The sequence below is a fragment of the Nocardioides halotolerans DSM 19273 genome, assembly GCF_000422805.1.
Taxonomy (GTDB): Bacteria; Actinomycetota; Actinomycetes; order Propionibacteriales; family Nocardioidaceae; genus Nocardioides; species Nocardioides halotolerans.
On record NZ_AUGT01000009.1, the window covers coordinates 177775 to 201155 of the forward strand.

General features: G+C 68.5%; 22 protein-coding genes. 16 read left to right on the forward strand and 6 right to left on the reverse strand.

Going from position 1 to position 23381, the window contains the following annotated elements; translation table 11 throughout:
• The first annotated feature begins 70 nt into the window (after positions 1 to 70).
• Positions 71 to 1351 carry a type II toxin-antitoxin system HipA family toxin gene (locus G514_RS24080; protein WP_051246375.1) on the forward strand — a complete coding sequence of 427 codons (1281 nt, stop codon included), beginning with the start codon at positions 71 to 73 and terminating at the stop codon, positions 1349 to 1351.
• Between the two features lie 139 nt (positions 1352 to 1490).
• On the opposite strand, the gene G514_RS28800 is transcribed toward G514_RS24080, so the two are convergent.
• Positions 1491 to 1922 carry a hypothetical protein gene (locus G514_RS28800; protein WP_028650218.1) on the reverse strand — a complete coding sequence of 144 codons (432 nt, stop codon included), beginning with the start codon at positions 1920 to 1922 and terminating at the stop codon, positions 1491 to 1493.
• A 341-nt stretch (positions 1923 to 2263) separates the two neighbouring features.
• On the opposite strand from G514_RS28800, the gene G514_RS0100840 reads away from it, so the two are divergent.
• Positions 2264 to 3337: a nucleoid-associated protein gene (locus G514_RS0100840; RefSeq protein ID WP_028650219.1), complete on the forward strand. Its 1074-nt coding sequence runs from the start codon at positions 2264 to 2266 to the stop codon at positions 3335 to 3337.
• A 7-nt stretch (positions 3338 to 3344) separates the two neighbouring features.
• Positions 3345 to 4346 carry a nucleotidyltransferase family protein gene (locus G514_RS28805; protein ID WP_051246378.1) on the forward strand — a complete coding sequence of 334 codons (1002 nt, stop codon included), beginning with the start codon at positions 3345 to 3347 and terminating at the stop codon, positions 4344 to 4346.
• Between the two features lie 109 nt (positions 4347 to 4455).
• On the opposite strand, the gene G514_RS0100850 is transcribed toward G514_RS28805, so the two are convergent.
• The 3 genes from G514_RS0100850 to G514_RS24095 all read right to left on the reverse strand — a co-directional run bounded on the left by G514_RS0100850 (position 4456) and on the right by G514_RS24095 (position 8103).
• The gene (locus G514_RS0100850; RefSeq protein WP_028650220.1) at positions 4456 to 5307 is read right to left on the reverse strand and encodes a restriction endonuclease; all 852 of its coding nucleotides are present in this window, start codon (positions 5305 to 5307) and stop codon (positions 4456 to 4458) included.
• A gap of 111 nt (positions 5308 to 5418) precedes the next feature.
• Positions 5419 to 7488 (reverse strand): N-6 DNA methylase, encoded by a 2070-nt coding sequence (locus tag G514_RS0100855; protein WP_028650221.1) that lies wholly within the window; start codon positions 7486 to 7488, stop codon positions 5419 to 5421.
• A 90-nt stretch (positions 7489 to 7578) separates the two neighbouring features.
• Positions 7579 to 8103 carry an NYN domain-containing protein gene (locus G514_RS24095; RefSeq protein WP_051246566.1) on the reverse strand — a complete coding sequence of 175 codons (525 nt, stop codon included), beginning with the start codon at positions 8101 to 8103 and terminating at the stop codon, positions 7579 to 7581.
• A 439-nt stretch (positions 8104 to 8542) separates the two neighbouring features.
• Between G514_RS24095 and G514_RS31355 the strand changes: the two genes are divergently transcribed.
• The 7 genes from G514_RS31355 (at position 8543) to G514_RS28815 (ending at position 15430) form a co-directional block, all read left to right on the forward strand.
• Entirely contained in the window at positions 8543 to 9169 is a 627-nt protein-coding gene (locus tag G514_RS31355) for a DUF2510 domain-containing protein (protein WP_157544570.1), read from the forward strand.
• A gap of 128 nt (positions 9170 to 9297) precedes the next feature.
• Positions 9298 to 9486 (forward strand): hypothetical protein, encoded by a 189-nt coding sequence (locus G514_RS0100865; protein WP_157544532.1) that lies wholly within the window; start codon positions 9298 to 9300, stop codon positions 9484 to 9486.
• Positions 9487 to 9552: 66 nt separating this feature from the next.
• Complete coding sequence (locus G514_RS0100870; protein WP_157544533.1) at positions 9553 to 10596, forward strand: PGN_0703 family putative restriction endonuclease; 1044 nt, start codon at positions 9553 to 9555, stop codon at positions 10594 to 10596.
• A 126-nt stretch (positions 10597 to 10722) separates the two neighbouring features.
• Positions 10723 to 11532, forward strand: coding sequence for an endonuclease/exonuclease/phosphatase family protein (locus tag G514_RS0100875; protein WP_169576257.1), 810 nt, complete (start codon positions 10723 to 10725; stop codon positions 11530 to 11532).
• Between the two features lie 265 nt (positions 11533 to 11797).
• A complete protein-coding gene (locus tag G514_RS28810; protein WP_051246381.1) occupies positions 11798 to 12820 on the forward strand; it encodes a DUF7669 domain-containing protein in 1023 nt (340 codons plus the stop codon).
• Positions 12807 to 14117: a hypothetical protein gene (locus G514_RS0100885; RefSeq protein WP_157544535.1), complete on the forward strand. Its 1311-nt coding sequence runs from the start codon at positions 12807 to 12809 to the stop codon at positions 14115 to 14117. The genes G514_RS28810 and G514_RS0100885 overlap by 14 nt, the downstream gene beginning before the upstream one ends.
• Positions 14118 to 14245: 128 nt before the next feature.
• Positions 14246 to 15430: a restriction endonuclease gene (locus G514_RS28815; protein ID WP_169576259.1), complete on the forward strand. Its 1185-nt coding sequence runs from the start codon at positions 14246 to 14248 to the stop codon at positions 15428 to 15430.
• A 234-nt stretch (positions 15431 to 15664) separates the two neighbouring features.
• On the opposite strand, the gene G514_RS0100895 is transcribed toward G514_RS28815, so the two are convergent.
• Positions 15665 to 16294, reverse strand: coding sequence for a hypothetical protein (locus G514_RS0100895; protein WP_028650226.1), 630 nt, complete (start codon positions 16292 to 16294; stop codon positions 15665 to 15667).
• Between the two features lie 252 nt (positions 16295 to 16546).
• Entirely contained in the window at positions 16547 to 18112 is a 1566-nt protein-coding gene (locus tag G514_RS28820) for a right-handed parallel beta-helix repeat-containing protein (protein ID WP_157544537.1), read from the reverse strand.
• 640 nt (positions 18113 to 18752) lie between these two features.
• On the opposite strand from G514_RS28820, the gene G514_RS0100905 reads away from it, so the two are divergent.
• The 6 genes from G514_RS0100905 (at position 18753) to G514_RS0100930 (ending at position 23270) form a co-directional block, all read left to right on the forward strand.
• Positions 18753 to 18956, forward strand: coding sequence for a cold-shock protein (locus G514_RS0100905; RefSeq protein WP_028650227.1), 204 nt, complete (start codon positions 18753 to 18755; stop codon positions 18954 to 18956).
• A gap of 186 nt (positions 18957 to 19142) precedes the next feature.
• Positions 19143 to 19286: a hypothetical protein gene (locus G514_RS30560; RefSeq protein WP_169576261.1), complete on the forward strand. Its 144-nt coding sequence runs from the start codon at positions 19143 to 19145 to the stop codon at positions 19284 to 19286.
• A 265-nt stretch (positions 19287 to 19551) separates the two neighbouring features.
• The gene (locus G514_RS0100915) at positions 19552 to 19842 is read left to right on the forward strand and encodes a metal-sensitive transcriptional regulator (protein ID WP_211222006.1); all 291 of its coding nucleotides are present in this window, start codon (positions 19552 to 19554) and stop codon (positions 19840 to 19842) included.
• 80 nt (positions 19843 to 19922) lie between these two features.
• Positions 19923 to 20129, forward strand: coding sequence for a heavy-metal-associated domain-containing protein (locus tag G514_RS0100920; RefSeq protein ID WP_028650229.1), 207 nt, complete (start codon positions 19923 to 19925; stop codon positions 20127 to 20129).
• Positions 20126 to 21037 (forward strand): hypothetical protein, encoded by a 912-nt coding sequence (locus G514_RS0100925; protein ID WP_028650230.1) that lies wholly within the window; start codon positions 20126 to 20128, stop codon positions 21035 to 21037. Before G514_RS0100920 ends, G514_RS0100925 begins: the two co-directional genes overlap by 4 nt.
• On the forward strand, positions 21027 to 23270 hold the full coding sequence (locus G514_RS0100930) for a heavy metal translocating P-type ATPase (protein ID WP_028650231.1): 2244 nt from the start codon (positions 21027 to 21029) through the stop codon (positions 23268 to 23270). Before G514_RS0100925 ends, G514_RS0100930 begins: the two co-directional genes overlap by 11 nt.
• Positions 23271 to 23381: the final 111 nt, after the last annotated feature.

A 23381-nucleotide genomic window follows, 5' to 3' on the forward strand; every position in this document is an offset into this window, starting at 1 on the left:
ACCTGCCCACGGGCCTCCGCCCCAGGATCGCCGCGAACCCGACCGCCGTCTTCAGCGCGAGGCTGACCGGGTGGACCCGATCGCGGCAGACCCGGCTGAAGGGTTCGTGTGGGTGTGGCTGCCGGGCGCCACCGACCCCGTCGTCGCCGGGACCATCACCCGAACCACGCACCGCTACGACAACGCCGCCGTGTGCACCTTCACCTACGACCGCACCTACCTGTCCCGACCCGATGCGGTCTCGCTGTTCACCCCTGAACTGCCCTTGCGCCCGGGAGTCTTCGACCCGACCCAGCCCGAAGACCCACCGTTGAGGGATCGGCTCCCGATCGCGTCCTGCCTGCGAGACGCAGCCCCCGACGCTTGGGGACGTCGCGTCCTGAACACCCAACTCGCAGAGGACCGGACGGTCGAGTTGTCGGAGCTGACCTACCTGTTGGGTGCCGGCAGCGACCGGGTCGGCGCCCTTGACGTCACCACCTCGCCCACGGCCTACCACCCCCGGCCTGGGACGCCGGCGACCCTGGACCAGCTGCTGGAGGTGAGCGCGCACATCGAGCGAGACGAGCACGTCCCGGCCGAGCTGCAGCACGCAGCCCGACACCTCACCGGAGCGGGCGGCGCACAACCCAAGGCCCTCCTGGCCGACGGAGATCGGTCACTGATCGCGAAGTTCCCCTCGATCGCCCAGACCCGGTCGGCGCTGCACGCCGAAGCGGTCGCGATGCTCCTCGCCCGGCGGGTGGGGATCCGGGCGGCAACGGTGGAGATGGTCCCGGTCAAGGGTCGCGACGTGCTGCTCGTCGAACGGTTCGACCGGCCCGGAGCCCGGACCCGCCGGATGATGGTCTCCGCGCTGACCGTCCTCGGGTACGGCGAGCTCGCCTCCCGGCATGCCACCTACCCAGAGTTCGCTGACGCGGTCCGCACCTCCTTCACACACCCCGACGACACACTGCGCGAGCTCTACACCCGGATGGTTTTCAACATCTGCGTCGGCAACTGCGACGACCACCTGCGCAACCACGCAGCGTTCTGGGAGGGGCACATACTCGAGCTCACCCCGGCCTACGACATCGCACCCAGCCCCCGCGCCGCCGGCCCGCTGTCCCACGCACTCGGCATCACGCGCGACGGCCGCAACGCCAGCCAACTGCACCTGGCCCGCGCCGCAGCACCCGACTTCGCACTCGACGACGCCGAGGCAGCCGACATCATCGACCACGTCACCACCGGCATCCGGCTCGGCTACAGCGAGGCGTGCGAGCAAGCTCGCGTCAGCGCCGCGGACCGTGAGGCGATGTGGGGACGGGAGTTCCTCAACCCCTACCTCCAGTACGACGAACCCTGAACAGCATCGACGCTTCGTCGGTCGGTCGTCCGGCGCGCAAGCCCTACCGGCGCGTACGGCGTCGTCGCGGAAGACGCACGCGGGCCTGTCCAAGCGTCGCCCCGGTGCGCCTCCGCCCCGATGATCAGCGAAGACCGTTCTACGACTGGTTCGCGCGGCCCTCGAAGCGGCTGATCTCCTCGAGCAGTTGGGTGAGCTCAAGCCGCTCAGCGCGGGCATGGGTGTTGTCTTCAAGCCTCTTCGCCCGGTCCTCGAACTGCTCCACTGCCGAGACCAGTGACTTGTCCGGCACGACAAGACGCACCACGACGGCCGCTTCTGTGAGTCGATCCACCTCGACGGCGAGTCGCTGGTTGGCCGATGCGTCGTCCGCGGAGCGATCGCGGTCAACGAGCGCTCGTTGCACACGTCGTCCAGCGGTGACCAACTGCACGAGGGCCTCATGTTGCTCTCGAGCAAGCTGCGCGGTCCGATCCCGAGTGTGCTTACGGCCCTCGTGGACCATCGCCAGCACCTGCTGGGTGATGACCCCGGCGAGGGCGAAGCCACCGGCCAAGACTGCATCGTTCATGCGTGTTCCGAATCCTTCTCGTGGGTGTCGCGTCGACGGCGCGCCGATCACGAGCAACTCAGCGCAGTCCAACAAGAACACAGCGAGCCCTCGTCCCTGGCGAAGGCGCCACAAACCGCGACACAGGTGTCACCACCACCGGTCACGCGGGAGCCCAGCTGCGACACGGGTGTCGAGGAGACCTAACACCGGTCTCGCCGTTGGGACGAGGGCGGCTCGGGCTCACCGCCCGTCTCGGCTCACCTCTCGCGACACGATCTGTGGCGATTGGCGCATGAACTGTCAGGAGAGCCCGGTCGCGTCGGCTAGTCTGCGCCCGCCGCCTTCTATCAGGAGCTCTCATGCCCGACTTCGGCACTCTCACCATCTCCGAGGTGATCCTCCACCGGGTTCCGGCCGGGCGCCGGGATGAAGATGGTCCGGACCAGATCGAGTACAGCGAAGCGACGATCGAACTGGGCACCCGCGACCGCGACTTCATCCAGCTGCGGCTTCGCACGACGCTGGGCGGGATGGCTCGGCCGGTCGTCGAGGACCCCGAGGAGGCCTCGACCTCGCCCGACCTGATCCGGGGGCTGCTCGCGGGCAGCGGCGACATCGTGGGTGACTCTGCTCAGCTCGCCCAAGGTCTGCACCGGAAGCAGAAGTGGATGAGCTCCGTCGGGCTGGTCATGGTGATCCGGGGCACGCTCGAGAAGGAAGGCTGCCTCATCATCGCCAAGATGGAGCACGAGGAAGGGATGCGGGTCCAACAGACCACGGTGAACGGCAAGCGCACTTACAGGGCCGAGTACCTGCGCGACCTCATCCTCGGCGAGGGCACCCAGGTGTTCAAGGTCGGGGTGTTCACGGCAAGCGGCGCCAAGGCCGGTGAGACGCTCGCCGGACACGTCGTTGACGTGCAGCAAGGCGGTGGCGGGGTCGCGGAGTACTTCGTCGAGTTCCTCGGCTGCCGGTTCGTGCAGCGCTCGGACGTGCAGACCGAGGCTTTCTTCAAGACCACACAGAGCTTCATCGCGCGGGCCACCAAGGGTGACCCAGAGGCCACCGCCGAGTATGAGATCGCACTGCTGTCCGAGCTGCAGAACCGCTCGACCCGACTCTCGCCCGAGCAGTTCGCGCTGCGGCACCTCCGTCCTGAGCACCGCGACGACTACCTGGCCCGCATCACCGCGTCCGGTCTCCCGGTCAAGGGGTTCACTAAGGACAACGGACTCATCACCAGCAGCATCCGCCGGGTGAAGTTCCAGACCGGCCGCGGCGCCACCGTCCTGGTTCCCCCACCCATGTACGAAGACGGGTCCGTGGCCGTCGAAGACGTCGAAGGCGAGGAGACATCGACGATCACCATCACAGACAAGATCTCCTCGGTCACCGGAGCGAGCGGACCCAAGCGAGCCGAGACCTCTGAGTGACCAGCTCATGACACCGGACCAGGCTCGACAACGGTTCGCGGAAGAGCATCCGCGGTACGCCGAGGCTGCGCTCGCCATCGAAGCGTTGCTGCGGGCCTGGTGCACGGAGTTGCGCGTCGGGGCGGTGGTTGACGCCCGCGAGAAGGGAGTCGGGAGCTTCGTCAAGAAGATCTTCCTCAACGACTACATCGACCCCTGGCGCGAGATCACCGACAAGGTCGGCGCCCGGATCATCGTCGAGAACACCCGAGACCTCGAGCGGCTTCGGGCGGCCCTCGAGCAGGACGAGTCGGCGAGGGCATTCGCCGCTCACGAGATCGTCGACAAGTCGGAGGAAGCCTCGGAGGACCGTCTCCACTACCCGGGCATCCATGCTCAGATCGCCGTGCCAGGGGTCACCACCAGCGATGGGCAGCCGATCGAGGCCGAGCTTCAGCTGCGGACCCGCGCCCAAGACCTGTGGGCGGTGGTCTCCCACAAGCTCGACTACAAGGGCGCGGTGAAGCCGGCCCGCCATACCCGCCGTCGAATCCTTCGGCTGTCGGTGTTGACTGAGATGTTCGATCAGGAGGTGGGGACGGCGATGAAGGAGCTGGCAGCTGACCCGGCCTATGAGGTCGCCCGATACCTGCAGGTCGTCGAGGCCGAATACCTTCGGTTCGTCGCGGAGCCAGGCAACGACCTGCTCTCGCTGGAGGTTCTCGAGGTGCTCCTCGGCGCGCCAGCTGACCTGCCGCCACCTGAGGCGTACGGCGCCAGCCTGCGTGAGTTCGCCTCGCTTCATCACGACAAGCTGCAGGACGTCTACGACACCTACGGCGCCCATACCGAATGGGCGCAAGAACCGGCCTACTGGCTCTTCTCACAGCCCGAGTCGATGATGACCTTCCATCTCGTGGAGTCGGCTCCGATGGCACTGGCATCGGTGGTGTGGGGCACGCAGATCGAGCGCGTAGTCGAGCGGCTCTACTGGGCCTGGGGTCGCGCCATGCCCGGCCCCACCGACTAGAGACCTCGACGGCAACGGGAAGCTTCATCGACATTCGGTGCCCCCGAACCGACGGCCCTCCGCCGGCATCGAGCATCCCGATCTCTCCTGGCTCGAGCCTGCGCGCCAGCTAGGCTCCGGACTCGAACGCTGGCTCGATACTGATCCGGGCGCAGCTCTCCTCGACGGCTCTGAGCCTGTTCCTCAGATGCTGACGGGCCTGCTCGTGCTCGCGGAAGAGCATCAGTCGAGCAGACGTGCGATCAGCGCTGGCTTGCTCCGACGGGAAGTCGTCAGCGCCGGCGTCCAGCTCGCGGGCGATCCTCGTCCAGTACGTGGCTGCGTCGAGAACCCGCTCAAGCTGGTCCTCGACCCTCGACGCGAGATGGCGAACGCGTCGTTGGCCCGGCGAGAGCGGGCCAGTGAGCGGATACAGGGTCAAGACTCCGCCGATCTCATCAAGCATCTTCGCGAGGTCTTGATGGATCCCTTCGATGTCGAACGTCGACGGTGGCTCTGAGGCCCTCAGCTGCTCGCGGATTGCACGGCATCCGTTCGCTGCGTCGAGCAGGAGCCGCTGCAGGTCAAGACTGATCGACGCGGACGAGGATGATTCGGCAAGGGCTTCTAGATCCTTCACCTCCCACAGAACGATGCCTAGATCCCTGGCTTCGGACTTGGCCTCCTTGGTGAACCCCTTCGCGGAAACCATCAGCGCTCTGTCGGCCCGGCCGGTCGACAACAGCGGTCGGCTCAACAACTCGAACTTGCGCACGCGCTCGACCCCGACCGCGCGTTCGTAGTACTTGCAATCGACGACGGTGATGACACGTCGACGCGTCGACGTCTCCTCCGTCACGAGGACGTCAACTTGGGCACCGCCGACGCGATAGTCGTGTTGCACCTCGTATGCGCCTGTGCGGCGGAACAGGTCCGCCACGTGACGTTCGAATCCGAGCCAGGTCGTCGGCCGCTCGGTCATCCAATGATTGTCATGCCAGTCGTGGACCACCGCCAGTGTCTGATGCCGTGAGGCAGCAGGGGACGAGTCGACGCCGCTCTCAGCACGGTCTGGCCACCGGCGGAGGCCCGCTCAGTCGGCCGCCTTCTCGGGGGCGCCGGCGCGCAGGAGGTCAAGAACCGCGACGCGGGTCTCCTCCGCCCACTGCGCAAGCAACCGGGCCTGTTCAGCGACTTCGGCGAGGCGGTCGTATCCCTCGAGATACAGGTGTTGCTCGGCCAATGCGATGAGGGGCACCTCGAGGTCTTGGACCTTGGCGCGGCCGATGGTGCCGCCCGCTAGGAACCGCTTGTTCCACGGCCCGAGCAGTACTGCGGCGAGGTAGTCCGGTGAGATCTGGTCGGTGAGGATGCGAAGCGACTGGACACCTGCGCCGAGGATGGCCCACTCGCCTCCGTAGACCAATGTGGTGATCGGGTTGGTCGTGGAGACCAGGACGTCGCCGGGCCTGGGTCGGTCGGTGTGGTTCTCGACCTCGTGGAACCAGTTGTCCATGACGAGGTCCGAGGTGGCGCCCAAGACCTCCCCAGGTGGCTGGTTCGGCAGCTCGCCGTCTCGGAGGTGGCGGGGCCGGATGATGTTCCCTGCGAGGTGCGGTGCGGCGTCCTCGGGTCGGAGCCGTCCGGTCTTGAGCTGGACGACGCCGCCTTCGACGAGGTCGCCGACGGTGACGATCCGGGGACGGTCGAGAGGGTCGAATCCGCGCAGAGGGCGGTCGAGTCCAGCCACCTGGTCGAGGGCGCGGTTGAGCCTGTCCAGGTTCTGCGTGTAGCTGGTGAACGCTGCTTGGGAGTCGAGCGATGGGGCCCCGGTCCAGCGGGTAGGGGTGAGGTCGTAGGCGGCGGTTGCCAGTTCCCTCGGTGCGACGAGCTCTGCCGGCACGCCGTTGGGCGGCTCGGGATACCAGCGGCGAGCCTCGGCTTCGGGGTTGCTGCTCTGGGAGCCGTCGACCATGAGTACTCCGGCGGGGCTTCCGTCGCTGTTTCCGGGTCGAAGCACCCACACCGCGAGCGGCATCGCCACGTGCGGGAGCAGCTTCCCCGGGAGTCCGATGATCGCTTCGACCCTGTGGTTCTCCACCAGACTCCGGCGGATCGCGCTCTCGGGGCCGCCGCGGAACAGGGGTCCCATGGTGGTGACGACGAACGCGCGGCCACCGGGGGCGAGGTGGGCGACGGCGTGTTGGACCCAGGCGAGCTCAGTGGAGTTGCGAGGCGGCATGCCGTAGACCCAGCGGGGGTCGGAGAGCTCGGCGTGGTCCAGGCGCTGTCCGAACGGGGGCTCGCAGACGATGATGTCGGCCTGCAATGCGGGGTCTGGGTCGCGGGCGATGACGTCGGTGGTGGTGAGCTCCCAGGCCTCGCCGCGCAGGTAGGCGCGCTGTCGGGCGATCGTGGTCGCGGCCGGGTTGATGTCATGACCGACGATCCGAGTGATCGGGCCCATGAGCTGGTCGTGCTCCGCTCGGTGGGTGCGCATGACCTCTCTCAACGCTTCGCCGATGCCGCAGGCCGGGTCGTAGATCGTGCCGCCTGCGTCGGGGCCGGCGAGTGTGCCGAGGATGCGGGAGATGCGTGAGTCGACGAAGCCGTGTTCGACCCCGGCCCGCACTTGCGCGTTCGCGGCGCGGGCCAGGACGTAGTCGGTCACGGCGGGAAGGTCGTCGAGGTCGATCGCCTGGAACGGCAGCAGGACGAGCACCAGTTTCTCTGGGCGGATGTCCAGGTATGGCCGCGGGACGTAGGGGAGGTCGAGCACCTCACGGAGCTCTTCGACGCCCGCGCGAAGTGTGTCCATAAGCGTGTCCACGCTCGCGTGGTGGATCGCCGCCCAGGCGGAGTCGCCGGCCTCGTGGGTCTCATGGATCCGGCGCAGACACGCAAGGTCCAACGCGAGCTGGCCGATGTCTGCATAGGCCAGATCCTCGCGCAAGGTGTTGAGCAGGGACCAGGTGTCCAGGTTGTCGTCCGTAGCCACGGTCTTGCCGGTGGCCTTGAGCCACGACTCGACCTGGGCGCGGTCGAACAGCGGCTTGGTCGGGGTTCCGGCGACCGGGGCAGGGAAGTCCGGGCTTCGCTTGCGCCAGTTGGAGACGGCGCCTCGGGACACGTCGGCCATCTCGGCGATGTCGGAGGTAGCCACGAGCGCCGCGGACTGAGTGGCCGAGTGAGCGTCCGGGTGAGCGTTTGGGTCAGGGGTGGGCTGGGCGGGGTTAGTCAAGTTGTTCCTTGGTCAGGCCGACGCCGAGATGGCGGCGGCATCGTAGGGCTGGTCGAGGAGTGTGATCTGGCTGGCGACCAAGCGCAGGCGGCGCGAGAGCCTGTTGCGGACGGCCACGACATGGACCCGGACTCCGGCCGCGCACAGGGCAGCCACGGCGTCGGTGAAGATCCCGTCGCCCGAGGCGAGGACGACCTCGTCGTACTTGGTGGGCAGGTCTTCGGCCAGTACCTCGAGGAGTGCGAGGTCGGCGCCGTCCGGGCCGGACCCGACGACGTACCGCTGGTGGGTCCAAGCGGTGCCGACGTGGATGAGGCCGATGTGGCTGGTGCCGATCACGACCTGGTCGGTCTCGGTGACCGCCCGTACCTGGGTGAGGCGACGGCGAGCCCATAGGGCTTCGGTGTGGTGGAGCACGGCACCTCCGATCAGGTTCTCGATGTCGACGACAACGAGTCGTCGTCCGGTCGTGTAGCGGCGGCGGTTGATGGTCGCAGCGTGCGTGCGGTGGGTGTGGCGGGGCGGGCGAGTGGCCACGTCGTGGGATGGGTCGGTGGACGAGAGCGTAGCACCACGGAACATGTGAATCAGATTGTCAAAGGTCATGTACGAAAACTAGAGCCTAGCGTCCGTGCAGTCAAGTGTGAATCGGACATACACCCTGTCAGGGCTAGATCTGGTTGTCAGAGAGTCGCTGTCAGGGTGTCGCCTGCGCCTCAAATGCGGTCGCCAACGAGACGGCTACTCAGTCTGTCCGTCTGTCGTCCACAAGGGGCTCGCGCGTCTGGGGCGACAAAGCATGATCCCCGCGTGTCACGTCCTCGCGTGGCCGCTGGTCGGGTCGGCCGACAGTTCGGGGCGGCAAGTCCTGAAAGGGGGCCTTCGTGCCTGACGTTGCCGCGCGGGAGCGGCGCATGGGTCTGCGCTGTCCTGTGAGGTGTTCGCGACGGGGTCAGGGCGCAGGGATACTCGACCCGTGGGCCGACTTCCGCCACCGGGCTGGCACCGGGCAGCTGACGGTTCGCTTCGGTGGTGGAACGGTCGACAATGGACTCCTCATCGTCATCCGAGCACGAGCGCCTCCGCTGCGCCTCCTGGTTGGTATCGAGAGGCGGCGGATCGCCTGCGGTGGTGGGACGGCCAGCAGTGGACCGAGTACCGGCACCCGATACCCCATCACCCCGCGGCACCGCCCGGTTGGTATCGAGAAACGGCCGATGGCCTGCGGTGGTGGGACGGCCGGCAGTGGACCAACCACCGTCATCAGCTGGCATCGCACGCGGGCAGCGCGCTCACCCCGGTTGCCGGATCCGAGGATGAGCCATCTGAGCCCGGTCGAAAGCGGTGGGTCCTCGGCGGTATCGCGCTGCTCGGACTGCTGGCGGCCCTCTCCGGTTCCGATGACGACGACAGCCCTTGGAAGAGCAATGCGTGGCAGGGCTGCTGCGAGTCTTGCGACAGCACGGACGTCGTCCACCTCGTCTACGACTGTCCGGAGTGGATCGACAGATCCACGGCACCATCATGGGTCGAGTTCCACTCGGGCTGGGGGTTGGACAACCGCCGCTGCGAGGACTGCGGACACGAATGGACCGCGTACTAGCCGACATCCGCCGGTTGCTCCCCCAAACGTCCTGGCACCGACAGCCGGCCGCGACTGGGCGGAGCTGCCGAGAAGCAGGTCGTCGATAAGTCTCGCCTCGGGTTGTTGCGCTACTTAGCATTCGTTCCGTGCCGGTGATCCTCGAACTAATGACGGTCGGTCTCTTGTCCCTCTGGGGGGCGACCGTGACCGCCTCTCTGTTCCTTCACAAGACCGCGGTGAAGGTCTGGTTGTGGTTTCTGTCGATCCTCGGAACGTTGGCCACGGTCGCGCTGTCTGAGACCGTCAGGCAAGGCGTGATCACGCTCTTCAACTAGGAAGCGCGGCGAAAGGTCAGTGGCGCGAGCAGGTGTCCCGACAGCGGGTGCACGCACACTGGTCTGATGGATCCCACGAACGCGACTCGACATGGCCTGGTGTGGGATGCGCCAGGCATGCTGCCGAAGTCTGACTCGAATCGCACGCGCCGGTACAGGCGGCTGCAGTCGTGGTATCGCGCGGTCCAGCTCGGAGTTCCCGCCGGAGCCTTTATGAGCTACGACCAGCTGGGCAGCTGGCTTCACCCTGATGCCGTCGCCGGCCAACGCGACCTGAACTTCCTCCACCCGGCCGCGTACCGCCACGCCGAGCAACGCAAGGACGAGGTCCAGCGCGAGGGCGGCACGCTGGAGACGACGAGGCTCTTTCACAACATGCTCTCGAGCATGCCGATGTGCTTCAACCTGTTCGGCGCGATGCGCGAGGAGCACGCCTCGTTCCTGCCCGTCTTCCAGCAGCTCTTCGATGCGCGCGCAACCGCGATCACCGACATCGTGTGCGAGTGGACCCCCGCCGACCCGGACGCTCGCCTCGGCGACCGGACGGCGTTCGACGCGGTCGTCCTCTACGAGGCAACGGATGGGCCGGCCTTCTGCGGCATCGAGACCAAGTACACCGAGCCGTTCAGCCGGAAGGTCTACGCACCCTCGAATACCAACAGGTACGAGGAAGTGACCAGGAAGTCGGGCTGGTTCGCCCCTTCGGCCCCACTTGAGGCGCTGAAGGGAGCGGCGGCGAACCAGCTGTGGCGAAACACGATGCTCGCCGCGCGCATCGACCAGCAGAAGAGCCTTGGCCGGGGGCAGGTGGCAGTCGTTGCCCTGGCCGACGATGGCGGGGTGAGCAAGGCCCAGGGTCTGGTTGCGCCCGCGCTCTCCTCGAGCCACGCGGATCGGCTCTGCTTCATCACCGTGGAAGACATCCTGAGCGCCACCGAGGAGCTGTCCCCGGACCTCGCATGGTGGGCGACGAGTTTTCGTCGCCGCTACGTCGATGACACCCTCCCCGACATCACCGGCGAGGGTGCCGGTCGCGACCCGTTGGGCCCAATGCTCGGACGCAGCATCACCGACACCGCTGCGGCGGCGCGACATGCGCTCAAGCGCTGACGAGACTCTCATGCGCAGACATCCCCGGATCCTCCGCACAGCGGCGAGCTCGACACAGGACCGTCAGCACCTACGACCGGCCTCCGGTCGAAGCGCCTTGTCACCGCGCGGATCTACTCTGCGGTAGTGCTTCGGGCTGTCTCCGCCAACTTAGGGCGCCGCATTGCCGCCGCAGCGTGGGTTCGAAAAGTGCTCGGCCTGGTCGGCGACGAGGCGCTGGACCTTCTCTTTCTCCAGGAGGTGCCGCTCGGCGGGGGCTGGGCGGCTGCTGCTGAGGCCGCCGGGTTCGGTGTCGCGACCGATGCCACCCCGACCTACCGGGTGCGGTCGGCGCTGTTGTGGCGTCACCACACGGTGACTGCGGAGCCGTTCACGCTGCCGACCGCTGGCTATCACGGCTCGTACCTCGTTGCGGTGCGACTGAGTCTCCCGAACGTTGGCGAGACCACTGCCGTCTCGGTGCATGCCAGCCCCTCGCCCGTGGAGGCTCGGTATCTCGAGAAGTGGCTCGAGACCGGGCTCCCGCCACCGAAGCCGCGGCCCGCGGCCCGAGCAGGGGAACTGTGGGACTCAGATCTGGTCTTGGCGACTCTTGCCGGGCTCAGCGAAGAGTCGCCGGTGCTCGCCGCTGGAGACTTCAACGAGTGCCTGGCCTGGGACACAACCCATCGGGGGCAGTGGGGGAAGGAGTACTTCGCGCGGGTCACCGAGGCTGGACTGGTCTCCCTCACCCACCGCAGCGGCGCGTCGGAGACGCAGACCGCGTTCACTCACGACGGGCTGGAGTACCAGCTCGACCACGTGCTGGCCTCGCCGGCCGTGGCGGCAGAGGTGAGACGGTCGCCCCGTGTGGATCCGGGATGGTCTCGGGATCGCGTTGTCGCCGGAGAGATATCCGACCACGCGCCGTTGTGGTTCGAGGTCGGTGAGAGCTAGGCGGTGCCTGCTGCTCCTGGAGCCCACAGGTCCAGAGGGTAGGGCGACGACTCGTTGCTGCCCCGCACGTAGTCGGAACGGCCGGGATCCGCCGGCGGTGGGGCCCGCCCGCGACGATGGTGGGCACACCCACACGAGGGGCTAGTCCAGATCCACCGTTCCAGCCGCCGACCTGGCGACAGGTGGCGAAGGCGCCAAGTGGTGGTGCCATGGTGAGGCTGCACGGCGGAATGACCAGACCCGCAGTCTGTACGACGATGTCCCTGTGGCCGACACCATCTGGGCTCGACTCGAAGAGTGCGTGGGGTATCTGTCAGAGCCGTTTCGCGCCTCAGAGATCGTGGGCTGGTTCAGACGTCACTATCCGGAGGTGAAGGAGCAGTCGCTGCGGGCGCACATCCAGGTCGCTACCTCGAATGCGTCGGCCGAATCACGGGGAATGTTCGCGAACCGGCGACCTCTCATCACACGGGTCGAGCATGGCGTCTACCGCCGGTATGACGGTGAAGCAGAATACGTCCGGCCGGGAGCTCACCGCCGCACGGCGATGACGCGCCGGCCGCGGGAGGTCGACATCGAGGATGCTGTCGACAGGTACCTGCGGCATCGCGACCCAACGGCCCGCTACACCTCCTTCGACTACTGCTTCAACCACTTCCAGCAGCGTCGCAGTGCCGTCGCTGGCTGGGATGAGCCGACCGGGATGGAAGCCAGCTGCTTCCACCTCGGCTTCTACCTCGCTAGCTGGGGCATGCTACGCGGGTCATCTGAGCTGCTGCAGCGAAGCGCCCGTCACCTGGTCCCTCTGGTCGAGACCGTGGCCGACGCTCCGGCCGAACTGTGGGATCTCGACCTCAACAGGTACGACGCGGAGAGCGTTGATCTGATCTACCGGACGTCGCTCGAGATTCGCCGCGCTCTCCGCCCGGTCGAGGCATCCGACATCTTGGTCACCAAGGTCATGCTCGGCGTGTTCGGCTGCGTGCCGGCGTTCGACACCTACTTCAAGAAGGGCTTCGGTGTCTCCACGTTCAACACGGGATCGTTGCACCTGGTCGGGGAGTTCTATCGGGCGAACGCGGCGAGGATTGATGGACTTCGAGAGCCGACGCTCGACTTCACAACGGGACTCCCGAGCAGCCGGCTTTACACCCGAGCCAAGGTCGTGGACATGGTCTTCTTCGTTGAGGGCGGGACCCCTCTGGGAACCACCGGAGGAGATGGTGGCGATCCCTCCAATGCCGGGGCTCGATGGCAGGCTCAAGAGGGTGGCGATGGATCTAGCTGAGGAACTCACCCTGAAGTTCGGCCCGCCGAACGGCGATGGCTGTTTTCTAGTCGGGGTGGTCGACGTGCTCCCCGAAACCAGCGAGGGAATTGCGCACGGCCGCACCGCCATGTGCATGCGCAGTGTGGTCCGCAGGCTCGGCTTCGGAAGAGTGCCAGACGACGAGGTCCGTCATGACGAGCACGGTGCGTCCGTCGAACTTCTGCCGAGGGTCCGGATCGCCGTCACTCGCAGTGTCATCCTCGACGGACCGGAGTCGATCGGGACACCGCGGCTACCCACGTCGGTCGACCAGGCGGCCTGGCTGGACTCGCACCCTCCCGCGGACCGTGATGAGCAGACCGATCGCGCGTGGTGGGCGGCCGGCTTTCCAAGGGCCGAAGAAGACCAATGGCGTGAGCTTGTCCCACGCGTGGCGAAAGAGCACCACGACACGGGGATGACAGAGCAGGAGATTCTGGACATCGCGATCCCTTGGAAGGTCGCTGGTTTCTCTCCTTCGGAGGCGGAGGAATGGTGGGGGCTCCTCGGCGAGAGCCTGAGTGGACCCGATCTGGCTCACTCGGCTCGAGACTGGCGCGACCGAGGATTCACCGCGCAGGAAGCGGCGCCGTGGTCCGGTTCCTGGCCCGGCCCCGCTGAGTCACCAGAGGGTGCTCAGATGTTCCGCGACCTGGGCTGGCATCCGTTCGACGTCTGGCTCCTCAACGAGTTCATCGATCGCGAGACCAACCCCGACTTTGAGCACGCCCGTCGTGTGTTCGCGAAGATGGACCCGGGCGATGCGATGGACATGGCGCGAGCCGGCATGACACCCGGGGACGGCTGGGACGAGTTCACCGAGACTGATGGCCACGACTGGCGACAAGAACTACGCAACTCCTACGCGAAGCGGACACCGATCGATCCCGTCGTCGCCATGCACATCAACCACCACGTCTGGCTGGGGTACGGCACAGAGCCCCCCGACGATGTCCCGTTCCGGCACGAACGGCTCTGGGACCTACACGACCAGGCGAACGAGTCGGCCCAAAGGGAGGGACGAAGCCAACCGTACGGGCTGCCGCGCACAGTCAAGCCGACAGGTACAGCGGCTGGCGTCGGGCCGACGCCTGGCCGCGATGTCTGTCCCGGCAGTGGCGGGCCCGTGGTCCTCCTCGATCGCAGCGACTACGGCGGCTGGTGCGTGAGATGCCCCGAGTGCGCCACCATCTTCGACGGGCACCCGCTCGAACGCCTGGACGAACACGTCCGACCGTCCACTCACGAGACCGCGACTAGCGAGGATGACCTGTAGCTGCCAGGGCCCGTGTTGAAGGGACGTGGCGGCCGCTTTACAGCGTCGGCGACACGGTCAGCCTGGAGGCCTCAGTTCGTGCCGCCTGTCGGTTGGCAACGTGGGCGTGAGAGGTGAGGATGTCGGCGATGCCACCCGACCAGCTCGACGCCGATCCGCGCACCGCAACCGTGCAAGGTTCACGCAGCAGCCGCCGCGCTCTTGCAAAGAGAGCTCAAGTCTTGTTCGCGATTCTCGGCCCTGGAGAGCAGGCCGTGTGGGCGCTGATGAGCGCGGGCATGCAACCGAAGGTCGGCGTGATCACCGGCTCCCGGTTGATCCTGTTCCCGCTCAACGAGCTCGACCCGTCCACGCAGTTGCTGGTTGCGCCGTACACGCTCGAGGAGGGGAGGAAGAAGGTCATCGGGCAGGCCGTGACCGTTCGGGACCGACACGGGGCACGAGCCGACCTCAACCTGCCGCTGTTGGACCTCCAAGAGCTACGCCGCGCCGCCGGGACACTCCTGGACTTCAGCAGCGACCCAGCCGGCGTCGGCAACCCGGCAGACTCCGATCTCGGGATCGTCCCGCGGGGAGGCGCAGAAGGAACCGACGAGCTTGGACGGCCCACGTACGGTCAGGCCGCGGCCGGCGGAGCCTGGCGGTGGGGACGCCCGGTCTTCTCCTGGCAGGAAGCGGAGCAGATGGCCGCCGACCACATGCGGCACCTGAGGTTCGACGGCGTGATGCTGACCCCTCCCGGGCGAGACAACGGGCTCGATGTCATCGCACGGACCGGCGCCGCGCAGGTCAAGTACCACGTCGCAGCCACCGGCGGGCCCGAGATCCAACGGTTGCGCGGCGCAGCCGACGCCTTCGCGATCCGCTTGTTCTACGCCACCGGATACACCACTGAGGCGTTCGCGGCCGCGGAGACACTAGGCGTGGCTGCGTTTCAGTTCACCACCTCCGGTGATGTGGTCGCGGTCAACGGTCCGGCCCAGACGCTGATGGCCACTCAGGCACCACCCTCGCCCGGGCCGCAACGTGGCGCGCTGGGCCAGCTGACCAGGCAAGGTCGTCAGGAACGAGCCCTGGAGTGGGCACGACAGATCCAGGCCGCAGCGAACGAACCCATCAGCAACCGCAAACGCAAGGGCGGCCGCCAGCTTCTCGCCCGTCAGCAGGCGCTCCAGCTCATGATTGCCGGTCTCGCCCAGGTGGAGGACAGCGAGAACCCGCTGTACAAGAAGGGCCGCAAGGACAAGACAATGACCGAGGCTGAGAAGGCCCTCAAGCAGGCCGCCGCGACTCTCGGCATCAGGTTGCGCTGAGAAGGGGCACGGGTGCTGGGCCCTGCCGAGTCCCGAGCAGTACCCCCGACCCTCAGACAGTCGCCTCGGGTCGGTAGCAACTGCGTGCCACTCGACTCCAGGCGTTCCGACTCTGATGTCGGGATATTCCGACCTCCACCGAACTTGGGACTGCAATTGTCCGCAACTCGCAGGTCAGAGTTATTCCCCAGACCCCCCAAGGGCCCGGGGCCAGGAACGTGCCCTGGCGAGCGCTCAGGATAGCGACGAGGAGGCTCGGGATCCGCTCCGGGCGTCGAGGCGGCGTGACAGCGGTGCGGTGCGGAGGAGCAGCACTCCCGTCACCACCCAGGCGAGCGCGAACGGGACCAGCAGCAGGATCCGGGCATCCTCCTCGTTGACGAAGGCGAGGATGCACGCGGACACCAGCAGCAGCGCTCCGGCGCTCCGCGGGAGCAGCCCGGACCGCAGCACCGTCACGGCCACCAGTGCCACCCCCACGACCAGGAGGGCGACGCCCGGCAGGACGAACGCCGGCATCAGGTCCTCCATCGCGTCGTGCGCGACCGCCTGGAGGCCCGCGCCGGCGGCGAGGACGACGACGGCCAGCCCGCAGCTGGCCAGCCCGGCGGACCCGGTCCGGCCGAGGAGTCCGAGCCTCTTGAGGATCCACATCAGCCCCGCCACGGCGACCAGCAGCGCGAGCGCGCCAGCGGCGTACAGCACGTTCACCAGGGCCGACTGCGGCCTCATGGGATGGCTCAGGCACTCGTCGCCCACACAGCCGGTCGGCAGGAGCGCCGCCCGAACGGCACTCACCGCGAAGCAGACGCCGGACACGATCGCCGCCCAGCCTGCGGCCCTCGACAACGTGGACTCGGTCACGCGGGTCCCTCCCCTCGCCGTCTCGCAGTGTGCGCTCGCGCGCTCCGTCAGGCAACGGGTCCGGCGGACAGCGGAACGTCCCGGCCCCCCTGGGCCGGGACGTCCGTTGGGCCGCGCTTCCTGTCACCCCCGGGCTGGCGGTAGGAGAACGTGGTCCGGTGCGGGAGTTGTAGCTCTCGCGGGGGTTGGGAGCCGAAGCTCCCATCCGGGCCCGGGGAACCCCGACCCCTTGGGGTCCCCCGGGCCAGGTCTCTAGGTGTGGCGGGTTCGGCTCTGGGTGCTGTGGTGGTGCTTCCCGCCGTGGTGCTTGCCGCCGTGGTGCGCGGAGTGCGGGTGGTTGTGGTGGCCCTTGCCGCCGTGGTGCGCCGAGTGCGGGTGGCCCTTGCCGCCCTTCCCACCCTTGCCGCCCTTCCCACCCTTGCCGCCCTTGCCGCCGTGGTGCGCAGCGTGGCCGTGACCGTGGTGGCCCTTGCCGCCGTGGTGGGCGGAGTGCGGGTGGCCCTTGCCGCCCTTCCCGCCTTTGCCGCCGCGGGTGCCGTGGTTGTTGCGGTGACCCTTCGCGCGGGCCTCGTAGGCGCCGATGTCGGCGCCGCGCTTGCCGTCGCCGTTGCCGTCGACACCGACCCGGCGGCCGTGCAGGTCCTTCTTCATCGGCGCCGGGCGGCCGGCGTCGACGAGCGGGCTGCGGGGGCCCGGGACGAGCTTGCTGCCCCTGAACCCCGGGTCGACGTACCGGTCGCCGTTCATCAGGTGGATGCCGTTCATCGACCCGCGCCAGTAGACGTTGTTGCCGCCGGACATGGTGCCCTCGAGGTAGCCGATCCGGCCAGCGACGTCGAGGACGTTGTTGTAGAGCATGAAGTACGACGCCGTGCAGCCCGCGTAGCAGGAGAAGCCCAGGGAGTTGGAGCCGGTGAGCTTCACCGAGTTGTTCACCGCGACCGTGCCGCGGACCGGGCCGAAGAAGTCGGCGTCGCCGCGGGTGATCAGGAACTCGGTGTCCTTCAAGGTCGAGGTGACCTGGTTGTAGGCGTAGGTCGTGTCGGCGGAGCGGTTGTTGCCGAGCTCGGTGAAGGTCCGGTTGTTGCTCGCGGTGTTGTGGTGCACGAGCGACCCGATGCCGCCGTAGATCTCGACCGCCGACCCGTCGGTGCCGAAGTCGGCCGACGGCGCCCAGTTGTCGGTGATGGTGTTGTAGGCGACCTCGGTGTTGTCGCCCTGGACGACCACGCCGACCGCGCCGTAGTCGTCGAACTCGCCGGGGGTGTTGGGAGCCATCCGGTCGTTGTGGTGCAGGTAGTTGCGGACGACCTTGGTGTTCCTGGCGTGCTCGGCGACGTCGATGCCGTGGATGTTGTGCGTCGCCTCGACGTTGCTGACCACGTTGCCCGTGCCGTCGGTCCAGATGCCGTTGGTGGTGCAGTAGGCCACGGTGAAGTCCGTCATGGTGACGTAGGAGCCGCCCACCTCGAGGCAGTCACCGGTGACGACCGGCCTGGCGCCGGAGCCGTAGGCGCCGATCGTGATCGGGGCGCCGGCGGTGCCCGACTTCCAGATCGCCAGCTTGCCGGAGAACGTCGCGCCGCGCTGCAGCAGCACCTGGTCACCCGGCCCGAGCGGCAGGCCGGACGCCCGGGCGAGCGTCTTGATGGCGGTGCCGGGCGAGGTGCCGGTGCTGGAGTCGCTGCCGTCTGGTGAGACGTAGTACGTCGTGGCACCGGCGGCCTGCGCGACGGACGTCGGCAGCGTCAGGGAGGCGCCGGCCGCGGCGACGGCGACGACAGCCAGTCGGGCGGCGGTGGAGAGGGTGGTGGACATCGGGGCCATCCAGGGGTCGTGGTCCGTCGTCCGTGGGCCGCCGGACCTCGTCGCAGGAGGTCGTGGGCGGCCGGGGGTTCACGGAAGGCGTGACCGGTGGGGGGTCCGTGACCTCAGGGGGGTTGGTCACGCCCTTAGGTTCGCCACCGGGTAACAGCGCGTGAAGACGTTCTGTAGATGATCAGTAGATCGTCGACGGCATAGTCATTTCGGACTAGTCCGATTAGCCCCGTAACGTGTGACAGGTGTGACTCAGAGGGACAGTCGAGGGTCGTGAGGACGCAGGCGGTATAGACAGAGGTAACGACTAGACCACCGAAATCCACAGAACGGTGACACCCGTGGCGGCCTGCCCGTGGCGGGGCGAGCCGGCTCTCCGTGCGGTCGCGGCCCCGTCGCCGTACCTGGGCGTGGTCGGGTCCAGAAGTGGCCTCCGACGGGTTCCCCCACGGCCGTGAGTTGGTACTGTTTGCCACAGCAACAGGTGCAACATCCAGCTGGTCTGACGCCGGTGGGGTTTTGGGACCAACGGCGTTCTTGCTTGTAGGGCTTCCTGCAGGTCGGGAGCGGCGAGTCACCGCATCTATTGCGGGGCCGTCGAGTTGGCGGCCTCACGCCCCGACTAAGGAGTAATCGAGCAATGGCTCAGGGCACCGTGAAGTGGTTCAACGCCGAGAAGGGTTTCGGCTTCATTGCGCAGGAGGACGGCGGCGACGACGTCTTCGTGCACTACTCGGCGATCCAGTCGCAGGGTTACAAGTCCCTCGACGAGAACCAGAAGGTTGAGTTCGACGTCACCCAGGGTCCCAAGGGTCCCCAGGCGGAGAACGTTCGTCCTCTCTGACCCGGATCAACCTCGCGAGGCCCCACCCTGTCGGGTGGGGCCTCGTGCGTTGTTCGGGTGGTGTGCCCACCACCCGTTCGGATCACTGTCTAGGTCGACCGCGCCCACTACGCTGGATACCAGCAGGAGCGTCCCGGGTCCCTGTCACACCCGGGTGCACAGATCACCGCGGAGGGAGGACCCGGCATGCACGACCAGTTCGACGTGACGCTCGAGGACGCCGACCTCCTGCGCGAGGTGGAGCTCACCACCAACCTCATCATCGCGGCCAGCGAGGCCGACGAGCACCTCTCGACGGCGGAGATCGACCGGATCCTCGGGCTGGCTTAATACCCCCGCGAGCTCGTCGCTTGATACCCCCGCGAGCTTCGGCCCCCAATCCGCGGCGCCAGCTTCGCGGCGCCTCGCTCGCTGCACTCGCTGCGGCGCGGGCGCCGCGGCTCGGAGGCCGATCGCGGGGCGCCTCGCTTCGCTCGGAACTACCGGGTCGCTTCGCTCCCATTGCTCCCATTGCGTCTTCGACCCGCATGGCTCGTCTGGGCGGCCGCCGGCGTCTGCACTTGACTTCATACCCTAGGGGGGTAGGGTAGCGCTCATGGACACCATCAATGGCTACACGCATCGCAAGGACGACGTCCTCAAGCGGTTGCGGCGCATCGAGGGTCAGACCCGCGGGCTGCAGCGCATGGTCGATGAGGACACGTACTGCATCGACGTCCTCACCCAGGTCGCCGCGGTCACCAAGGCCCTTCAGGCCGTCTCGCTCTCCCTGCTCGAGGACCACATGAACCACTGCGTCGTCAACGCCGCCAAGGCCGGTGAGGCCGAGGGGCGCGAGAAGGTCACCGAGGCCGTCGACGCGATCGGAAGGCTGGTGCGCTCATGATTTCCCCACGAAAGCGCTCGGAGGAGCGCGCTGCGCGCGCGGATGCTCTCGCTTCCGCGGGGGCCCCGAAAAGCATGAGCATGACCACGACCACGACGTACGCCGTCGCCGGCATGACCTGCGGTCACTGCGAGATGTCGGTGCAGGAGGAGGTCGGCGAGCTCGAGGGAGTCCTCGAGGTCAGCGCCGACCACGCGACCGGCCAGGTCACCGTCACCAGTGCCGAGCCCCTCGACCGGGCCGCCGTCGCGGCCGCCGTCGAGGAAGCCGGCTACACGCTGACATGAACGGCGCCGCCCGCGTGCTCGCCTTCGCCGTCGGCTGCGCTGCGCTCTTCGCCGTCGCGCTCGGCGTGGGCTCGGTCGTGGGACCGATCAACACCGAGCCGGCCGAGGCCGACCACGGCGGAGGCATGGGCGGCGACGGCGGCTCGGACGACATGGACGACATGGCCGGGATGGACGACATGGGGACGGACCACGGCGTGGGCGGCCTCGAGGCCGCTGCCGGCGGCTACTCGCTCGCCCTCACGAGCGCCGGGCTCGAGGCGGGCCGACAGCCCCTGACCTTCGCGGTCACGGGTCCGGACGGCGCCAGGGTCACGGCGTACGACGAGCAACACGAGCGCGACCTGCACCTCGTGGTCGTGCGGCGCGACCTGACCGGCTTCCAGCACGTGCACCCCGACCTCGACCCCACCACGGGGGAGTGGACGACCGACGTCGACCTCGACCCCGGCGCCTGGCGGGTGTTGGCCGACTTCGTGCCGGCCGGCGGCGACAAGCTGGTCCTGGGCGCGGACCTCCTGGTGGCGGGCGACTTCGAGCCGCAGCCGCTGGGCGGTGACGTCGTGGTCGCGCAGGCCGACGGCTACGACGTGCGGCTCGACCGCACGGACGACGCCGACGGCGGGTCGCTCCTCACCGCGACCGTCACCCGTGACGGTGCGCCGGTCACCGACCTCGAGCCCTATCTCGGCGCGTACGGCCACCTCGTCGCGCTCCGCGAGGGCGACCTGGGCTACCTGCACGTGCACCCGGAGGAGGGCGCGCCCGGCCCGGAGATCGCGTTCGGCACCGAGTTCCCGTCGGCGGGCCGCTACCGGCTGTTCCTCCAGTTCCAGCACGCGGGGACCGTGCACACGGTGGCGTTCACGACCACCGTGGAGACGGCGGAGGACCACGATGAACACTGACACGATCACCGGACTGGTCACGCCCCCTGCCGAGGGCATCGTCGAGCTCGACATCACCGGCATGACCTGCGCCTCGTGCGCCAACTGGATCGAGCGCAAGCTCAACAAGCTCGAGGGCGTCACCGCGAGCGTCAACTACGCCACCGAGCGGGCGCGGGTCACCCACCCGGCGACCGTCTCGACCGACCAGCTCCTGGAGACCGTCGCGGCGGCGGGCTACGGCGCTCGCCTGCCGGAGGTGGAGCCGCCCGCGACCGGCGACGACGACGTGGAGCACGACCCGGAGCTCGACGCGCTCCGCCAGCGGCTACTCGTCTCGGCGCTGCTCACCGTCCCGGTGATCGCGATGGCGATGGTCCCGCGGTTCCAGGTCGACGGGTGGCAGTGGCTGTCCCTGACCCTCGCCGCCCCCGTCGTGGTCTGGGGCGCCTGGCCGTTCCACCGGGCCGCCGCGGTCAACCTCCGCCACGGCAGCACGACCATGGACACCCTCGTCTCGGTCGGCGTGCTGGCGGCGTTCGGGTGGTCGCTGGTCGCGCTGCTCCACGGCTCGGCCGGCGTGATCGGCATGAAGCACCCGTTCCGGTTCACCCTCGAGCGCACCGACGGCCTCGACAACATCTACCTCGAGGCCGCCGCCGGCGTGACGACGTTCCTGCTGGCCGGGCGCTGGTTCGAGAAGCGCTCCAAGCGGCGCGCGGGTGCGGCGCTGCGGGCCCTGATGGAGCTCGGCGCCAAGGACGTCACGGTGCTGCGCGACGGCGTCGAGGCGCGGATCCCGGTCGCCGAGCTGCGGGAGGGCGACCTCTTCGTGGTCCGGCCGGGCGAGAAGCTCGCGACCGACGGCGTCGTGGAGAGCGGCACGTCGGCGCTCGACGCCGCGCTGCTGACCGGTGAGTCGGTGCCTGTGGACGTGGGTCCGGGGATGTCGGTGGCGGGTGCCACGGTGAACACCTTCGGACGACTCGTCGTCCGTGCCACCCGGGTGGGCAGCGACACCCAGCTGGCGCGGATGGCCCGGATGGTGGAGGAGGCACAGCACGGCAAGACCCAGGCGCAGCGGCTCGCCGACCGCATATCGGGCGTCTTCGTCCCCGCGGTGATCGCGCTCTCGGTGGCGACGCTCGGCTTCTGGCTCGGCACCGGCGCGGAGGCGGCGACGGCCTTCACCGCGGCGGTGGCGGTGCTGATCGTCGCGTGCCCGTGCGCTCTGGGGCTGGCCACGCCGACCGCGCTGATGGTCGGCACCGGACGGGGTGCCCAGCTCGGCATCCTGGTCCGCGGCCCCGAGGTGCTCGAGGCCACCCGCCGCATCGACACCGTCGTGCTCGACAAGACCGGCACGGTGACCACCGGCCGGCTGGAGCTCGTGGGCGTCGTCGCGGCCGACGGCGAGGACGCCGACGACGTACGCCGCCTGGCCGGCGCGCTCGAGGCGGCCTCCGAGCACCCGATCGGCCGGGCGCTGGCCGGTGCCGGGCCGCACCCCGACGTGACCGGCTTCCGCAACCTCGAGGGCCGTGGCGTGCGCGGCACCGTCGAGGGTCGCGACGTGCTGGTGGGCCGCCCCGAGCTGCTCGGCGACGAGGGGTTCGTGGTGCCCGCCGACCTGCACGACGCGGTCGCGCGCGCTCGCGCGCTCGGCCGCACCGCGGTGGTGGCCGGCTGGGACGGTCGTGGCCGCGGCGTGCTCGAGGTCGCCGACACCGTCAAGGAGGGCTCGGCCGACGCGGTGCGGCGCCTGCGCGGGCTCGGCCTCGAGCCCGTGCTGCTCACCGGCGACCACGAGCAGGTGGCGCGGGCGGTCGCGGCCGAGGTCGGCATCGACGAGGTCGTGGCCGGTGTGCTGCCCGAGGGCAAGGTCGAGGCGGTGCGCGCGCTCCAGGCGCGCGGCCGGGTCGTGGCCATGGTCGGCGACGGCGTCAACGACGCCGCGGCCCTCGCCACCGCCGACCTCGGTCTGGCAATGGGCACGGGCACCGACGCGGCGATCGCGGCCTCCGACCTGACGCTGGTGCGCGGCGACCTGCGGGTCGCCGCCGACGCGGTGCGGCTGGCGCGGCGGACGCTCGCGACGATCCGGGGCAACCTGTTCTGGGCGTTCGCCTACAACGTCGCGGCCCTGCCGATCGCCGCGGCCGGGCTGCTGACGCCCATGCTCGCGGGGGCGGCGATGGCGCTGTCGTCGGTGTTCGTGGTGAGCAACAGCCTGCGGCTCAGGTCGTTCCGCTGACCCGTCACCGCTCCTGAGGAACACCCGTTCGGGCGAGGATGCGACCGGGTCGGCGGGCTACCTCGAGGGCATGCACAAGCCTCGGTGGTGGCAGCGCCTGCGCCTCGCGCT